A 16596-nucleotide genomic window follows, 5' to 3' on the forward strand; every position below is an offset into this window, starting at 1 on the left:
GCTTGAGACAGACAGCGCCGGAGGTGAGGAAATTGACAATCTTGGTGGCGTACGCGAGCGCCAACGGCTCCACGCGGAGCATCGCCGGGCGGATCCTCGACTGCCTGGAGTTCGACGACCGGCTCCGCTACCTGGACGGTCTGGACGACGCCGCGTTCCTGGCGATGGACCTCGAACGCCTGGGCGCCCCGGAGCTCGCCGGACGCTTCCTCGGCTGGTACGCCGAGTACGCCGCCGACCCGGCCCCGTCCTCGCTGCGCCACCACTACGTGGCCTACCGCGCCTTCGTCCGCGCCAAGGTGGCGTGCCTGCGCCACGGCCAGGGCGCCCCGGACGCGGCCGCCGACGCCCGCGCCTACGCCGACGTCGCGCTGCGCCATCTGCGCGCCGGCCGCGTCGGTCTGATCATGGTGGGCGGGCTCCCGGGCACCGGAAAGACCTCCCTGGCCGGCGCGCTCGCCGACCGGCTCGGCTGCACGGTGCTCAGCAGCGACCGGATCCGCAAGGAGCTCGCCGGGCTGGCCCCCGCCGACCCCGCGGGCGCCCCCTACGGCTCCGGCATCTACACGCCGGAATGGAGCCGGCGCACCTACCGCGAGATGGCCGCGCGCGCCGCGCGGCTGCTCCGGATGGGCGAGACGGTCGTCCTGGACGCCTCCTGGACGTCGGACGCCGACCGCGAGGCCGTCGCCGCCGTCGCCGAGCGGGAGCACGCGCGCCTGACGCCGCTGCGCTGCGAAGCGCCGGAGGCCGTCTGCGCCGAACGGATGCGGACCCGTCCCCGGGGAGCCTCCGACGCCGACGCGGGCATCGCCGCCGCCATGCGCGCGGACTCCGCGCCCTGGCCCGGCTCGGCCGCCGTCGACACCGGCGGGGCCCTGTCCCGCGCGGTCGACCAGGCCCTCGCCGTCATCCATCCCGCGGGTCCGCCTGAGCATTCTCCCCCGCCGCGTCCCGCCTGACCCGCCCGACCGCTCGGCCGTCCGACGCGTCGTCCCCTCCTGTCGGACACGCGTACGAGGGGCGCTCGCGGAGAGCGCCCCTCGTGTCGCGGATCAGGTCACTTGAGGAAGGGGAGGCGCTCGACCAGGCGGGTGGCGCCCCACCAGCGGCCGAGGCCCAGGGTGTCACCGGCGCTGACCAGGGCCAGTCCGATGATCAGGATCGCGTAGACCAGGTGGTCGTCCATGAAGGGGTTGTTCGCCGGGGGCAGGACCGCCGACCACATCATCACCAGCAGCGCGGCTCCCGCCGCGGCGGCGATCCGCATGCCCACGCCGAGGACGAGGGCGGCGCCGATGCCGGCCAGGCCGAGCATGAACAGCCAGTCGGCCCAGGCCGCTCCCGCGATGTCGTGGTAGAAGCCGGCGAACGGCCCGGCGGTCGCGTGCGCCAGGAACCCCTCGGTCGGGCTGCCGCCGTCGATCCACGCCTTGGCCGCGGGGGTCTCGTGGCCGAGCCCGAAGGTCTTGTCCAGGAACGCCCACAGGAAGATCCAGCCGAGCGCGAGGCGGGCGGCGGCCCACGCGTAACGGGCGGCGTGCGACTCGGTCAGCGGCTTGGGGGTCACCACCCGGATCAGGGTGTCCCGGCCCACGTGGGTCTTGTGCTCGGAGAGTGCCATCGCCACTCACCTTCCATCGCATCGATGATCTCGTCACCCATGACTCAACCCTGGATCGCCCTTGGCCTGTAGGTACGTTCGGCGCATGATCGGCGGGACCAAGGTCCCGCCTTCCGAGGGCTGGAGGGCCCGGGAGGTCCCTCCCGCGTAGGGCTTCCGCCTCTGCAAGCCGTCCAGGGCGGATGCGTAGCGTCAGGGTGGAAGGAAGGTGAAGGGACGGCGTCATGGGAGCGACGACCATGCGAGCACGGACCGGCCGCTGGACAGCACGGATCGACCGCTGGCGTCGCAGTTGCGGTTTCGACCGCAACGACCTGCGGCGCCACGTGGACCGGGTCCAGTGGCGGCTCGGACTGCTCCTGCTCATCGTCTTCCTCAGCGCGACGCCGCCGCTGCTCGCCCATGCCGTCCAGGCCGCGTACGGCTCGGGCGTGCGGGCCGAGCGCCAGCAGGCCGCCACACGGCACCGCGTCGAGGCCACCATCGTGAAGGTCCAGGATCCGGGGGGCCGCCGCACGGTCACGGTCGCCTGGACCGAACCCGACGGGACCCGGCGGACCGGTGACTACACGACGTGGCGGGGAGCCGGCGTCGGGGAGCGCCTCATCCTGTGGGCCGGGCCCGACGGCGTCTCGATCACACCGCCCCGCCGGCACGCGCAGACGGTCATCCACACCGCGGTGGACGGGACGGGCGTGGTCATCGCCACGGGGCTGCCCGCGCTCTGCCTCTACTGGCTCGTCCGGGCGCGGTGCGACCGCTGCCGCTCCCGGTCGTGGGACGCCGAGTGGGCGCGCCTCGACAACCGCATCGGCCCCTGATGCCGGCGGGACCGGTGCGTGCGGAAGATCAGGCGGGCTTGAGCGGGACGCACCAGACCAGCAGCGTGCCGCCCTCCGGGCGCCGTTCGGCGGTGCACGTGCCGCCCAGACCCTCGGCGCGGGACTCCATGTTGCGGAGCCCGCTGCGGCGACCGCCCTCGGCGATGCCGACGCCGTTGTCCGCCACCCGCACCGTCACGTCGTCCCCGACGTCGATGGTCAGGGCGGCCTCGGTGGCGTGCGCGTGCCGGGCGACGTTCGACAGGGCCTCCCGCACGACCGCGAGGAGCTGCTCGCCGATCTCCTCGTCGACCGAGGTGTCCAGCAGCCCGTCGAGCCGCACCGAGGGCGCGAACCCCAGATGCTCCGCCGCCCTGTCGGCCAGGGAGTGCACCCGGCTGCGCAGCGACGTCTCGTCGGTCTCGGGGCCCTGCAGCGCGAAGATGGACGACCGGATCTGCCGGATGGTGTCGTCCAGGTCGTCCACCGCCCGCTGCACCCGGACGGCGACCTCCCGCTTCTGCGTGATCTTGATCGCCGCCATCAGCCCCATCGCGGTCGCGAACAACCGCTGGATGACGGTGTCGTGCAGGTCCTTGGCGATGCGGTCGCGGTCCTCCAGCAGCGCCAGCCGCTCGGCGTCCCGGCGCCGCTCGGCCAGTTCCAGGGCCACCGCCGCCTGTCCCGCGAACGCCTCCAGCAGCCGCTGCGTCCCCTCCGAGAACAGCGCCCCGCCGGGCGGGTTGACCACCGAGATGACGCCGCGCGCCGCCGACCCGAGCCCCAGCGGCACGATCAGCAGCGGGCCGATCGGCACCCGCGTGGGCAGGTTCGCATCGCGCGCCGCCTTCTCCCCGTCGGCCAGCCGCAGGGCGGTCCCCTCGGTGAACACCGGCCCGGCCACCGAGTGCTCCAGCGGCACCCGCAGCCCTTCCAGCCGCTCGGCGCCCTGTCCTCGGGCGGCCTCCACCGCGAAGTGCGCGCCGCCCTCCTCCACCAGCGCCACGGCCGCGAGGTCGGCCTCGGCGATCTCCTGCGCCCGCTGCGCCACCAGCGTCGTCACCTCGTGCGGGTCGGTGCCCGACAGCAGCGCGGTGGAGACCTCGGCCGACGCCTCCAGCCACCGCTCGCGCCGGCGGGTCTCCTGGTACAGGCGGGCGTTCTCGATCGCGACGCCGGCGGCCGTGGCCAGCGCGATCACCACGACCTCGTCCTCCTCCTCGAACTGGCCGCCGCCGGCCTTCTCCGTCAGGTAGAGGTTGCCGAACACCTCGTCCCGCACGCGGATCGGGACGCCCAGGAACGTCCGCATCGGCGGATGGTTGGAGGGGAAGCCGCTGGAGGCGGGGTGGTCCCCGAGGTCAGGGAGCCGCAGCGAGCGCGGCTCCCGGATCAGCAGGCCGAGGATCCCGTGCCCGTGCGGCCAGTGGCCGATCGCCTCGATCTCCTCGTCGCTGACGCCCACGGTGACGAACTGCACCAGGTGCTCGCCCTCTTCGCCGATGACGCCGAGCGCTCCGTAGCGGGCGTCGACGAGGGTGGTGGCCGCCTCGGTGATGCGCCGCAGCACCGACTCCAGGTCGAGTTCGCTGCCGATCGAGACCACGGCCTCCAGCAGCGCGTGCACCCGGTCCCGGGTGGACCTCGCCGCCTCCAGCCTCGACTGCAGCTCCGACAGAAGATCGTCCAGCTGCAGCTGCGGCAGGATCAGCCGTGCCCGGTCATGGCCGGCGCCCGAATCATGAACCACAGGTCCAGTATTACCCTGCCCCGGGGCGAGAAGTCAGGTCAGGGACCTTAGACCCTGATGCCCGGGCCGCCGGTGCACCACATTGGGGTCATGCACCTCGACCACAGCGGCATGGAGATCCTCGACGACGGGGAATGCCGGGCCCTGCTCGGCCGATCGACGGTCGGCCGGATCGTGTTCACCCTCCAGGCGCTGCCCACCGTACAACCGGTCAACTTCGTCTTCGACGGCGAGCTCATCGTGGTGAAGACGTCATCGGCCTCGCGGATGGCCACCGCCGCCTCCGACACGATCGTCGCCTTCGAGATCGACGAGATCGACGCGGACGGCGGCAGGGGCTGGTCGGTGGTCACCGTGGGACCCGCCCGCCGCGTCACCGAGCCCGGGGAGATCGCCCGGCTGTCCGCGCTCCCGCTGCGGAGCTGGGCGCCGGGCGAGCACGACCAGTTCATCGTCGTCCGGCCCCGGCTCATCACCGGCCGCCGCATCCCCGAAGCCGTCCCGCTCAGGGCTCCACGATCATGACGTCGGCGACGGGCCGGCGGACGGTGTCCAGCCCCTCGCCCTCCGGCGCCCCGATGCGCAGGAGCATCTGCGGGTAGGCGTCCCGGCAGAAGTGGGCGCGGATGAAGGCGCGCAGCTCCGGCACTTCGAGCGCCTGGGTGTGGAAGGCGGCCGCCAGGTCGCCCTCGGCCGCCCTCAGCAGCGCCCGCTGCAGCGCCTGGCCCGTGCGCAGCCAGTCGGCGGGCCCGTCGCCGTCGGAGACCAGGAGAAGCGCCACCCCCGCCGTGCTCTTCCCCTCCGGGTGCGCGGGTTCGGCGCCCCACCCCTGGCCGCGGGCGAAGTCGCGGGCGGGGAAGTTCGGGCTGGTCTCGGGAGTCCGCCTGGGGTAGGCGCCCTCCTGGACGCCGTCCTTGCGGGCCGTCCTGGGCGAGGGCGCCCAGCGGCCGATCTCCGTGGAGTACGCGGGGGTGCGGCGCTGGATGTGCTCGGCCGCGTCCGTCAGGGCGGCCAGGGCCCCCTTGACGTGCGGGTCGACCGCCTCGATCAGCCGGGCGCCCTCGCGCTCGACGTCGTAGCGCATGGCCGACAGGACCCCGGCGGGGACGGTCTCGGGACGGAACGCGCCCCGATGGCTGCGCCGGCGCCGGATCTGCTCGTGCTCCCGCAGGATCTGCCGGTCCGCGGGCTCGTCGGGCTCCAGGACCACGTCGGCGAGCAGGTGCGGGCGGTCCGGATCGGGCAGCAGGCGCACGAGCGGGTCGTAGCCCTGGGCGCGCAGCGACAGCCGGAGGTTGTACAGCGCGGCGCCGCAGCTGATCAGCATCTCCCGGCCCCTCGGGTCCGCGACGCCCAGGCGGCGGTCCGGATCGGCGCGCAGGCTGACGCGGGGGCCGCGCACGCCGAACCGCCACGGCTGGGTGTTGTGCACCGACGGCGCCCACAGCGCGTCCTCGACGGCGCGCTCTATGTCGTCCGCGATGTCCGCGGAAGTCCTGTACCTGGTTTGCATGGATCGCTCCTTCCCCTCAGCTTTCACCTCACCAGCGGCCCCCGCCCCCGCGGCAGGGCCGAAGGTCCATCCCGAAGGGGCGCAGGGACGTGTTCCGGGTCGGGACGTAGGTCCCGCGGGCGGGGGACCTCCGCGGGCTGGGGACGGGGCCGGCGGCGGGGTAGCGTCCATTCCGTCACCACCGGACCGAGGAAACGAGAGCCATGACCGCCCAGACGCCAGGGAACGCGGGGACGATCCGGGTCTTTCTGATGGACGACCACGAGGTCGTCCGCCGCGGAGTCGCCGCGCTGCTGTCCGCCGAGGACGACATCGAGGTCATCGGCGAGGCCGGCACCGCGGCCGAGGCGCTGGCGCGGATCCCGGCCGTCCGGCCCGACGTGGCCGTGCTGGACGTCCGCCTGCCCGACGGGGACGGCGTGAGCGTCTGCCGCGAGCTGCGCTCCCAGCTGCCGGAGCTGGCGTGCCTGATGCTGACCTCCTTCGACGACGACGACGCCCTCTTCGAGGCGGTCATGGCCGGGGCGTCCGGCTACGTCCTCAAGCAGATCCACGGCTCCGACCTCGTCGGCGCCGTCCGCACCGTCGCCACCGGGCAGTCGCTCCTCGACCCCCGCAGCACCGCCCGCATGCTCGAACGGCTCCGCACCCGCCAGGAGAAGAGCGACCCGCTCAAGGGCCTGACCGAGCAGGAGCGGCACATCCTGGAGCTCATCGGCGAGGGCCTGACCAACCGGCAGATCGGCGAGCGCCTCTTCCTGGCCGAGAAGACGGTCAAGAACTACATCTCGAACATCTTCGCCAAGCTCGGCATGAGCCGCCGCACGCAGGCCGCCGCCCTCGCCGCGCAGCTCAAGGCCGACGGCGCCCAGGCAAGGCAGGGGCGCGACTGAGCCCTGGCCCGGCCGGGCCTTGGGGGGGCGGCCGGGCCAGGCTTCCCCGATCACCCGCGTCCACGGACGCTGTGATCGCGTCCTACGGACGCTGTCATCGCGTCCTACGGACGGACGCTGTCATCGCGTCCTACGGACGATGGCGACCGGGCAGTGCGCACGCAGCAGCATCGCGTGGCCCACCGATCCCAGCAGGAGCCCGGCGAACCCCCCGTGCCCGCGGGAGCCGACGACCAGCAGGCCCGCGTTGACGGACGCGTCCGCCAGGACCTTCGCGGCCCGGCCGTAGACGGCCTCGGACACCACCTTGACGTCGGGGTACCTGGCCCACCACCCGGCGAGCGACTCGGCGAGGACGCGCTCCTCCTCCGCGGCGACCAGGGAGCGGTCGTAGACGAGAGGCTGCATGTCGCCCCGGCCCGAAGGGACCGGGTGCGTCCAGGCGGTCAGGGCGCGCAGCCGCACCCCGCGCAGGGACGCCTCCTCGAAGGCGAAACCGACGGCGTCCGCGCCCGCCGGGGAACCGTCCACCCCGACCACGACGTCTCCACGCGGGTCCGCGTCCGGGTCCCGGGCGACCACCACCGGGCACGCCGCGTGCGCGGCGACCTGCATCGCCACCGAGCCCAGCAGCAGCCCCGAAAGGCCTCCCGACCCGCGCGAGCCGGTCACGACCATCAGCGCGTCGCGCCCCTGCTCGACGAGGACCTTGGCGGGCTGCCCGCCGGTCTGCTCGCCGGTCACCTCCAGGCCCGGAACGCGGTCGCGGGCGCGGGCGACGGCGAGCTCGACGATGTCCCGGCCGCCGTCCAGCAGCTGCTCGCGGACGCGGGCGGCGCCCGGATCGGCGGGGACGTCGAACAACCACGGCGTGACCACGTACACGACGTGCAGCGAGGCGCCGCGGCGGGCGGCCTCGTCGGCGGCCCAGTCGACCGCGAGCAGGCTCGGCTCCGAACCGTCGTCCCCGACGATGATCCTGTTCATACGGTCACGCTCCGCAGCTCGCGGGCGATGCCGGCGGCCCAGTCGCCCACGCGGTCGCGGTCGCGGTAGTCCCCCGACGCCGTCCGGGCGACCTTGCCGGCCATGAAGCCCCGGGCGTCGGGAGCCAGCCGCCCGCCGAAGGTGGCGTGGCCCCGGGCGCGGATCCGGCGGGCGTACTTGGCGACGCCGGGTACGGGGTCGATCGTGCGCTCCCGCGCGCTGTCGTCCAGCGGACCGCTGCTGAACAGCCACACCGGCCGGTGCGCCAGCGCGTCGGCGTGGTGCCGGACGAAGCGGCGCGCCTCCCGGTGCCAGCGCCCGACGTACAGGGCGCCGCCGACGACGACGGCGTCGTACCCGTCGAGGGCGTCGACCTCCCCCGCCGGGCGCACGTCGGCCTCCACGCCCGACTCGCGCAGCGCGGCGCCCGCCCATTCGGCGATCTCGGCGGTTCCGCCGCGCTCGGAGGCGTACGCCACCAGTACCCGGATCATGACGGCTCCTTCGTGTGCGGGTCGCGGTCGTGGACGACCGCGACCGGACCCGGCGCCTCGTGCAGCACGAACCTCGTGACGGCGCCGAGCAGGGTCTTCGGGGACGAACCGATGCCGCGGTCGCCGACCACGAGCAGCCTCGCGTCCCGGGCCTCGTCGGCGAGGGCGCGCCCGGCCCGCTCCAGGACGAACCGCCGCTCGACGGCGACCCCGGGGTGTGCGGCCAGAAGGGGCGCGACCGCCGCGGCGAACCGCGCCTTGGCCTGCTCCTCGAGGCCCTGCGGATCGCTGGACGGCAGCCGGTCCGGGCCCGGGAGCGCGGCGGGGTCCCACCACGCGCACACCAGCGTGACCGACGCGTGCCACAGCCCGGCCTCGCACAGCGCGAACCGCAGCGCGGCCTGGCTCGCGGGCGACCCGTCGATCCCGACGACGATCCTCTTCCCGGCCCGCGCCGGGTCGTGGGCGGGCACGACGACGACGGGACGGTCGGCGTGCGCGGGAACGTGGACGGCGGTGGAGCCGAGGGGCAGCCGGTCGAACCCGCCGGCCCCGCGGGCGCCGACCACGATCAGCTCGGCGTCCCGCGACGCCGCCAGCAGCGCGGCGGGCGGCGTGCCCTGGGACAGCAGCGGCCGCACGTCCAGGCCGGGCGCGGTCTCCCGGGCGATCCGGAGCCCGTCCTCCAGGGCGATGACGCCCATGCCGCGGACGATCTCCAGCGCCTCGTCCCCCTCCGGCCCCGCGGGATAGGGCCAGTTCCAGGCGTGGCAGACCCGCAGGGGCACGCCGCGCAGCGCCGCCTCCGCCGCCGCCCAGCGCAGGGCGCGCCCGGCGGCGGGGGAACCGTCGAACCCGACCAGGACATGTGCTCCGTCCATCGTCTTCCACCTCCAGATCTCCAAGACTCACAACACCGGCGGCGGAGCGGTCAGAGGCGTGGGTCCGCCGACGCCGGGACCTTCGGCCCTGCCCCCGGCCGCGGCGTGCGGCCAGGCTGGGGGCGGCAGGAGGTGCGACGATGGACGTACGCTGCGACCCCGCGGTCGCCGACCCCGGCGGCCGCGGCCGCGGGCCCCGATGACGACGGCTCCGGCGCCCTACCGCAGGACGGCCGACGAGGTCGTGCGCGCGTTCGGCGGCGACGCCTCCGACGGGCTCTCCTCCGGCGAGGCGGCGCGACGGCTGGAGCGCGACGGGCCCAACACGCTGCCCGCCGTGCGCGGGCGCGGCCCCGTCGTGCGGTTCCTCCTGCAGTTCAACAGCCCGCTGATCTACGTGCTGCTGGTGTCGGCGGCGGTGACCGGGCTGCTCGGCGAGCACGTGGACGCGCTGGTGATCCTCGGGGTGGTGGTCGTCAACGCCGTCGTCGGCTTCGTCCAGGAGTCGCGCGCGGAGAAGGCGCTGGGCGCCCTGGCCGCGATGGCCCGGACGGCGGCGCTGGTCGTCCGCGACGGCGCGGCCCGGCGCGTGCCGTCGGCCGAACTCGTGCGCGGCGACCTGGTCAGGCTGGAGGCCGGCGACAAGGTCCCGGCCGACCTGCGGCTGCTGCGCTCCGACGAGTTCGCGGTGGACGAGTCGGCGCTCACCGGCGAGTCGGTGCCCGTCGCCAAGGACACCGCGGCGCAGGACGAGGCCGCCCTCGCCGACCGCACCGGCATGGCCTTCTCCGGCACGCTGGCGACGTCCGGAAGCGCCGCGGGCCTGGTGGTGGCGACCGGCGCGGACACCGAGCTCGGCGGCATCCACCGGCTGGTGGAGGGCACCGGCGCGGTCCGGACGCCCCTCACCCGCAAGATCACACACTTCAGCCAGATCGTGACGGTGGCGATCCTGGCGCTGGCCGCGCTGACCTTCCTCATCGGCGTGCTCCGCGGGCGCGGCGCGACCGAGATGCTCACCGCCGCGGTCGCCCTCGCGGTCGGCGCGATCCCCGAGGGGCTGCCCGCGGTCGTCACGATCACCCTCGCGCTCGGCGTCTCGCGCATGGTCGGCCGCGGCGCCATCGTCCGGCACCTGCCCGCCGTCGAGACGCTCGGCAGCACCACCGTCATCTGCACCGACAAGACCGGCACCCTCACCCAGAACCAGATGACCGTCACCGCCGTCACCGCCGGCGGGCGCGACTACACCGTCACCGGCGCCGGCTACGCGCCCACCGGGACGATCCGGCGGGACGGCCGGGACGTCGACGCCGCGGCCGACCCGGCGCTCAGGGAGACGCTGCTGGCCGGCCTCGCCTGCAACGACGCGCAACTGCACCGGCGGGACGGCTGGCACATCACCGGGGACCCGACCGAAGGCGCCCTGCTGACCAGCGCGGCCAAGGCCGGCGTCGACGGCGTGCCGGACCGCGTCGCCACCCTGCCGTTCACCGCCGAGCGCCGCTACATGGCCACCCTGCACGAGGACGGCGCCGTCTACGTCAAGGGCCCCGTCGAGCGGATCCTGGAGCTGTGCGAGGACGCCGCCGGTCCGGACGGCGCGCCCGTCCCGCTCGACCGAGCGGCGGTCACCGCGCGCGCCGAGGCCTACGGCGGCCAGGCGCTGCGCGTGCTGGCCTTCGCCCGGGGACGCGCCCGCGGCTCCGCGCTGGACGAACCGCCCCCGCTGACCTTCCTCGGCCTGCAGGCCATGTTCGACCCGCCCCGCGAGGACGCCGCCCGGGCCGTCCGGACCTGCCACGACGCCGGCGTCCAGGTCAAGATGATCACTGGTGACCACGCCGCCACCGCGCGCGCCGTCGGAACCCGCGTCGGGCTGGACGGCGAGGTGATGACGGGCGCCGAGCTGACCTCGGGCGTCTCCGCCGAACGCGTCCAGGCCACCACCGTCTTCGCCCGCGTCTCCCCCGAGCAGAAGCTCCGCCTCGTCCAGATCCTGCAGGACCGGGGGCACGTCATCGCGATGACCGGGGACGGGGTCAACGACGCGCCCGCGCTCAAGCAGGCCGACATCGGCGTCGCCATGGGACGCGCCGGCACCGACGCCGCCAAGGAGTCGGCCGACATGGTCCTCACCGGCGACGACTTCGCCTCGATCGAGAAGGCCGTCGAGGAGGGGCGCGGCGTCTTCGACAACCTGGTCAAGTTCATCGTCTGGGCGCTGCCGTCCAACATCGGGCTCGGGCTCGTGCTGGTCGCCGCGATCGTCGCGGGCACGGCGCTGCCCGTCCTGCCGCTGCAGGTCCTCTGGCTGAACATGACCGCGGTGCTCGTGCTCGGCCTGCCGTTCTCCGTCGAGCCGAAGGACGAGCACATCATGCGGCGCCCGCCCCGCGACCCGTCGCTGCCGCTGCTCACCCGCGCGATGACGCTGCGCGTCCTGGTGGTCTCGGCGATCCTGCTCGCCGGCGCGTTCGGCCTCCAGCACTGGGAACGCGCCCACGGCGCCACGCCGGAGGTCGCGCAGACGATCGTCGTCAACGTCTTCGCGCTGACACTGCTCACCTACCTCTTCAACTGCCTGTCGCTGGACCGTCCGCTGCTGTGGCACGGCGTCCGCCGCAACCCCTGGGTCGGCGCCAGCGTCCTGGCCCTCGTCGCCGTCCAGGCGCTCTACACCTACGCGCCCTTCATGAACGGCCTGTTCCACTCCGCCCCGCTCGGCGCCGGCGCCTGGGCGCGGATCGTCGTCATCGCCGCCGTCTCCTACGTGGTGATCGAGATTCTGAAGTACGTCCAGTCGCGCGCCGATCCGGCCCTCCGGCGCCGGGTCGGGGGACGTTCGCCCCTGCCGGCGGCAGGCGTCCCGGAGGAGTCTGGAGCCGGAGGCAATCCGTTCGGCCCGGAGGAGGAGCCATGACGCCGAGCCCACCGCTGGAGCAGCGCGCCGTCGCCGAGCTGATGAGCCGCGACCTGCTCACCATCGCCGCGGACGAGTCCGTGATCATGGCCTGGGAGCTGATGTGCCGGGCCGAGATCCACCACCTGCCCGTCACCGACGTCGAGGGCGGCTTCCTCGGCGTCCTGGACGCCCAGACCCTCACCTCGGCCTGGGACGCCGCCGTTCCCCGCGAGGCGCGCCGCCCCGTCACGGACCTCCTGCCGTCCCGGCCGCCCGCGACGGTGCGCCCGTCGGCCGCCGTCGCCGAAGCGGCCCTGGCCATGCTGGAGTCGGACCGCGACTACGTGGCGGTGACGGACGAGCACGGCGCCCTGGCCGGCCTCGTCACCGCACGGGACCTGGTCTGCGCCCTCGCCGGGGTGCACCGCGAGATCCCGGCGCGGACCGGCGGCATGCCGTCGCTGTACCGGATCGAGCCGGTGCTCCCCCGCGAGACGCGGGCCCCGCACCCGGGCCGGAGCAACATCGCCCCCGACTGAACCGGCGGCGGCCGCCCGCGGCGTGGCGCGAGCGGCCGGCGGGGCGTTCCCTCAGGCGACTCTCTGGGCGGTGTACCGGGGCGCCGGGACGATCGCGACCGAGCAGGGGGCGTGGTGCAGCATCGCCGAGCTGGTCGCCCCCAGCAGCAGCGGATCGAGGCTTCCGGTGCCGCGGTCGCCCACCACGAGCAGGTCGGCGCCGTCGGCGGCGTCCAGGAGCGTCTCGCGGGGCCGCTCCAGCAGCAGCGAGACGTCCACGTGGACCTTCGGGTACCGCCGCCGCCAGGGGTGGACGAGCCGCTCCAGCATCGCGGCCCGCGCCTGGAACAGCCTGGCCTTGTCGGCGAACAGCGGCAGGTCGCTCTCGGGCACGGCGCCCGGCTCCCACGCCCCGTGCACGACGCGCAGGTCGCACTCGCGCAGCGCGGCCTCCTCGATGGCGAAGCCGACCGTCGCGTCCGCGTGCTCCGACGCGTCGACTCCGGCCACGATGAGACCGCGGTGGCCGTCGGCGCCGCGGACGGCCACCACGGGGCGGCGGGTCCGCGCCGGGAGCTCCGTCGCCGTCGAGCCCGCGGGCAGCAGGTGCCGCTCGTGCGAGCCGACCACGATCAGCTCCGCGTCGTCGGACTCGTAGACCAGCGTGTCGCACGCGGGCTCCCGCCTCAGCAGCGTGCGCACCTTCCCCTGCGCGCCCAGGTCGCGCGCCCGGCGCGCCCCCTTGCGCAGGAGGTTCTCCCCCGCCCGCTGGAGCACCGCCTGCACGCCGGCGTCCACGTGGCCGCTGGGGTACGGCCAGTGCCAGCAGTAGCACAGCATCAGGTCGAGCCCGCGCAGCCGCGCCTCCTCCACCGCCCAGCGCAGCGCGGGGTCGTTCTCCTTGGTCCCGTCATAGCCGAACAAGACGTTCGACCTCTGAGCCCTCGTCAGCGCCGCCATCCGTCCACCCCTCCTCGAACAGAGGTCCCGTCTTCAGTCTCGGCCGGTCCGGGCCACGGGGCACGGGCCGAAGGTCCCGCCGCGCCGGGTCGTCCGGTACTGCCGGGAGCCGAGGGGCCGATGACAGCGTGGTTGGCGGGAGTGCCCGGCCGAGGGCCCCGACGACGGTGTGAGGAGACGCCATGAGCCGGTGGATCCTGGCCTACGACGGCTACGATCCCGCGACGGAAGGGCTGCGGGAGGCGCTGTGCACGCTCGGCAACGGCTATGTCGCCACCCGGGGCGCCGCCCCCGAGTCGGCGGCCGACGGCGTCCACTACCCCGGGACCTACGTCGCCGGCTGCTACGACCGGCTCCCGACCGAGATCGGCGGGCTGCGGGCCGACAACGCCGACCTCGTCAACATGCCGAACTGGCTGCCGCTGACCTTCCGCGCCGAGGACGGCGAGTGGTTCGACCCGGACGCCGCCCTCCAGGAGGACCGGCTCCTGTCCTACCGGCAGGAACTCGACCTGCGGCGCGGCGTCCTGACCCGGCTCGTCCGCGTGCGCGACCGGGCCGGGCGGACGTTCCGCCTGGCCCAGCGCCGGATCGTCTCCATGGACGACCCGCACCTGGCCGCGCTCGAGACCACGATCGTCGCCGAGGACTGGAGCGGCATGCTGCGCATCCGGTCCGCGCTGGACGGCCGGGTCTCCAACGCCGGCGTCGAGCGGTACCGCGACCTGCCCGGAACCCACCTGACCCGCGAGGAGCCGCCGCGGCGGGACGACCGGGGGCCGCTCCTGCTGCGCGCCTCGACCGTCTCCTCGAAGATCGGCATCGGGGTCGCGGCCCGCACCCGGGTGTCGGTCCCCGCCGAGGCCTCCCGGCTCGCCGAGGACGGGTGGGCCGCCCAGGACCTGACCGTCGACGCCGCGCAGGGCGCGCACGTCACGGTCGAGAAGGTGGCGGCGGTGTTCACCTCCCGCGACCGCGCCGTCGAGGAGGCCGGGGAGGCCGCGCTGGGCGCCGCGGCGGAGGCGGGCGGCTTCGACGCCCTGCTGGAGCGGCACACCCTGGCGTGGAACCGGCTGTGGCGGCGCTGCCAGCTGAGCGTCGACCACGTCGAGGTCCAGCGCGTCCTCAACCTGCACATCTTCCATCTGCTGCAGACCGTGTCGGAGCACATCGTCGACCTGGACGTCGGGGTCCCGGCCCGCGGCCTGCACGGGGAGGCCTACCGCGGCCACGTCTTCTGGGACGAGGTGTTCATCCTCCCGTTCCTGACCATGCGGTTCCCCGAGATCGCCCGCGCGCTGCTGCTGTACCGGTGGCGGCGGCTGCCCGCCGCCCGGCGCGCCGCGGCGGCCGCCGGGCACCGCGGCGCCATGTACCCGTGGCAGAGCGCCGCCGACGGCCGCGAGGAGACCCAGCTCGTCCACCTCAACCCGCGGTCGGGCCGGTGGCTGCCCGACCACACGCACCTGCAGCGCCACGTCGGCCTGACCATCGCGCTCAACGTCTGGCGCTTCTACGAGGCGACCGGCGACGCCGAGTTCCTCGCCGAGTACGGCGCCGAGATCATGCTGGAGGTCGCCCGGTTCTTCGCCGACCTGACGGTCTACGACCGCTCCACCGACCGGTACGGGATCCGCGGCGTCATGGGCCCGGACGAGTACCACGACGCCTACCCGGGACGGGACCGGCCCGGCCTGGACGACAACGCCTACACCAACGTCCTCGCCGCCTGGCTGCTGGAGCGGGCGCTGGAGGCGCTCGCCGTCCTCCCCGAGGACCGCCGCGGGGAGCTGCGCGAACGGCTCGCGCTGACCCGCGAGGAGATCACCCGCTTCGAGGACGTGGCGCGCAAGATGTACGTCCCCTTCCACGCCGGGGTGATCAGTCAGTTCGAGGGCTACGGCGGCCTGGAGGAGCTCGACTGGGCCCGCTACCGGGAACGCTACGGCGACATCCGCAGGCTGGACCGGATCCTGGAGGCCGAGGGCGACTCGCCGAACCGCTACAAGGCCTCGAAGCAGGCCGACGTGCTCATGCTCTTCTACGTGCTCTCGCCAGGCGAGCTGGACGCCGTCCTGCGGAACCTCGGCTACGAGCACGGGCCCGAGCTCGCCGCCAGGACCATCGCCTACTACCTGCCCCGCACCTGCGACGGATCGACGCTGAGCTCGCTCGTCCACGCCTGGATCCTCGCCCACACCGACGGCGACGAGGCCTGGGGCGTCTTCCTCGAATCGCTGTTCACCGACGTCACCGGCGTCCAGCGCGGCACCATCGCCGAGGGCGTCCACCTGGGCGCGATGGCGGGCACCGTCGACCTCGTCCAGCGCTGCCACGCCGGCGTCCGCACCCGGGGCGGCGCGCTGCGGCTGGAGCCGCGCCTGCCCCCGGCGGTCGGCGAGCTGCGCCTCGGGCTGCGCTACCGCGGCAACTGGGGCATCGACCTGACCTGCCGCCAGGACCTCGTCCGCGTCGCGCTGCGCCCCGGCGCTGCCTCCCCCATCCGCATCTCCTACGGCGCCGAGGAGATCGAGATCCAGCCGGGCGCGTCCTGGGAGAGCCCCCTGCTGGCCGGCAGGCCGCCGCCGGCCGGCGGCTGAGCCGGGCCGTTCGAAGGGCCCGGCCGGAAGGGGACGGACGGCTTCCGGCGAGGTGACCTTGGCCCCTCCCGCCCGCCGGGGGCGGAGCGGAGCATGGAGACATGAGGGAGGAAGCCATGAGGAGCGCGGACGAGGCGGCGGGCCTCACGCGAGCGGAGTGCCTGCGCCTCATGAGCACCGCCGCCGTCGGCCGGATCGTCTTCACCGAGCAGGCGCTGCCCGCCGTGGCGCCGGTCGGTTTCGTCGTCGACGGCGAGGACGTGGTCATCGCGGTGCCGCGCGGTTCCCGGCTGCCGGCCGCGACCCGGGGCGCGATCGTGGCCTTCCAGGCGGACGATCTGGACGCCGCCCGCCGCAGCGGGTGGTCGGTCACCGTCATCGGGCGGGCACGGGTCGTCCGCGATCCCGGGGAGCGCGCCCGCGAGGCCCTCCGGCCCTGGACGGCCGGAGCCGGGGCGGATTTCATCCTGGTCTCCTGCCGGCAGATCACCGGTCAGCGCGTCGGGGTCACCCCCGTCGACGCCCACGAGACCGCGGCCTGAACAGCTCGGCGGCGTGACGGCGCCCGAGGCGGCTTGCGCCGCCCGTTCATCGCGTAGGGCCCGGCGAGGTGGCGGGGCCTTCGCGTAGCGGCGTAGATGTACGATTTT

The 16596-nt window shown here is 74.6% G+C and carries 15 protein-coding genes; 8 read left to right on the forward strand and 7 right to left on the reverse strand.

The features are described 5' to 3' along the window. The first annotated feature begins 32 nt into the window (after positions 1 to 32). Positions 33 to 962 (forward strand): AAA family ATPase, encoded by a 930-nt coding sequence (locus AB0C69_RS20375; protein WP_360355637.1) that lies wholly within the window; start codon positions 33 to 35, stop codon positions 960 to 962. Positions 963 to 1060: 98 nt separating this feature from the next. On the opposite strand, the gene AB0C69_RS20380 is transcribed toward AB0C69_RS20375, so the two are convergent. Beyond that, a complete protein-coding gene (locus AB0C69_RS20380) occupies positions 1061 to 1624 on the reverse strand; it encodes a hypothetical protein (RefSeq protein WP_360355639.1) in 564 nt (187 codons plus the stop codon). Between the two features lie 239 nt (positions 1625 to 1863). Here AB0C69_RS20380 and AB0C69_RS20385 point away from each other — a divergent pair, with 239 nt between their 5' ends. Beyond that, positions 1864 to 2445: a hypothetical protein gene (locus tag AB0C69_RS20385; protein ID WP_353834447.1), complete on the forward strand. Its 582-nt coding sequence runs from the start codon at positions 1864 to 1866 to the stop codon at positions 2443 to 2445. A 28-nt stretch (positions 2446 to 2473) separates the two neighbouring features. On the opposite strand, the gene AB0C69_RS20390 is transcribed toward AB0C69_RS20385, so the two are convergent. Beyond that, the gene (locus AB0C69_RS20390) at positions 2474 to 4195 is read right to left on the reverse strand and encodes a GAF domain-containing protein (protein ID WP_353834446.1); all 1722 of its coding nucleotides are present in this window, start codon (positions 4193 to 4195) and stop codon (positions 2474 to 2476) included. Positions 4196 to 4285: 90 nt separating this feature from the next. On the opposite strand from AB0C69_RS20390, the gene AB0C69_RS20395 reads away from it, so the two are divergent. Beyond that, entirely contained in the window at positions 4286 to 4720 is a 435-nt protein-coding gene (locus AB0C69_RS20395; RefSeq protein WP_360355642.1) for a pyridoxamine 5'-phosphate oxidase family protein, read from the forward strand. Here AB0C69_RS20395 and AB0C69_RS20400 read toward each other — a convergent pair. Next, positions 4701 to 5708 (reverse strand): hypothetical protein, encoded by a 1008-nt coding sequence (locus AB0C69_RS20400; protein ID WP_345172032.1) that lies wholly within the window; start codon positions 5706 to 5708, stop codon positions 4701 to 4703. The two genes, AB0C69_RS20395 and AB0C69_RS20400, sit on opposite strands and share 20 nt — an antisense overlap. A gap of 203 nt (positions 5709 to 5911) precedes the next feature. On the opposite strand from AB0C69_RS20400, the gene AB0C69_RS20405 reads away from it, so the two are divergent. Next, positions 5912 to 6601, forward strand: a complete 690-nt coding sequence (locus tag AB0C69_RS20405; protein WP_345172030.1) for a response regulator transcription factor — start codon at positions 5912 to 5914, stop codon at positions 6599 to 6601. Between the two features lie 120 nt (positions 6602 to 6721). On the opposite strand, the gene AB0C69_RS20410 is transcribed toward AB0C69_RS20405, so the two are convergent. The 3 genes from AB0C69_RS20410 to AB0C69_RS20420 are packed head-to-tail and all read right to left on the reverse strand — an operon-like array spanning position 6722 to position 8963. Further along, positions 6722 to 7588 (reverse strand): universal stress protein, encoded by an 867-nt coding sequence (locus tag AB0C69_RS20410; RefSeq protein WP_360355646.1) that lies wholly within the window; start codon positions 7586 to 7588, stop codon positions 6722 to 6724. After that, the gene (locus AB0C69_RS20415) at positions 7585 to 8082 is read right to left on the reverse strand and encodes a flavodoxin domain-containing protein (protein ID WP_360355649.1); all 498 of its coding nucleotides are present in this window, start codon (positions 8080 to 8082) and stop codon (positions 7585 to 7587) included. The genes AB0C69_RS20410 and AB0C69_RS20415 overlap by 4 nt, the downstream gene beginning before the upstream one ends. Beyond that, positions 8079 to 8963 (reverse strand): universal stress protein, encoded by an 885-nt coding sequence (locus AB0C69_RS20420; protein WP_360355652.1) that lies wholly within the window; start codon positions 8961 to 8963, stop codon positions 8079 to 8081. Before AB0C69_RS20420 ends, AB0C69_RS20415 begins: the two co-directional genes overlap by 4 nt. Positions 8964 to 9162: 199 nt before the next feature. On the opposite strand from AB0C69_RS20420, the gene AB0C69_RS20425 reads away from it, so the two are divergent. Continuing rightward, on the forward strand, positions 9163 to 11886 hold the full coding sequence (locus tag AB0C69_RS20425; RefSeq protein WP_360355655.1) for an HAD-IC family P-type ATPase: 2724 nt from the start codon (positions 9163 to 9165) through the stop codon (positions 11884 to 11886). Beyond that, positions 11883 to 12407: a CBS domain-containing protein gene (locus tag AB0C69_RS20430; protein WP_345172020.1), complete on the forward strand. Its 525-nt coding sequence runs from the start codon at positions 11883 to 11885 to the stop codon at positions 12405 to 12407. The genes AB0C69_RS20425 and AB0C69_RS20430 overlap by 4 nt, the downstream gene beginning before the upstream one ends. A gap of 51 nt (positions 12408 to 12458) precedes the next feature. Here the strand turns inward: AB0C69_RS20430 and AB0C69_RS20435 are convergent, their stop codons facing one another. Next, positions 12459 to 13310, reverse strand: a complete 852-nt coding sequence (locus AB0C69_RS20435) for a universal stress protein (protein ID WP_360355658.1) — start codon at positions 13308 to 13310, stop codon at positions 12459 to 12461. Between the two features lie 218 nt (positions 13311 to 13528). Between AB0C69_RS20435 and AB0C69_RS20440 the strand changes: the two genes are divergently transcribed. After that, positions 13529 to 15946, forward strand: a complete 2418-nt coding sequence (locus tag AB0C69_RS20440) for a glycosyl hydrolase family 65 protein (protein WP_360355660.1) — start codon at positions 13529 to 13531, stop codon at positions 15944 to 15946. 116 nt (positions 15947 to 16062) lie between these two features. Next, positions 16063 to 16488: a pyridoxamine 5'-phosphate oxidase family protein gene (locus AB0C69_RS20445; RefSeq protein WP_360355663.1), complete on the forward strand. Its 426-nt coding sequence runs from the start codon at positions 16063 to 16065 to the stop codon at positions 16486 to 16488. The last annotated feature ends 108 nt before the right edge of the window (positions 16489 to 16596 follow it).

The organism is Actinomadura sp. NPDC048032, from assembly GCF_040653175.1.
Taxonomy (GTDB): domain Bacteria; phylum Actinomycetota; class Actinomycetes; order Streptosporangiales; family Streptosporangiaceae; genus Spirillospora; species Spirillospora verrucosospora.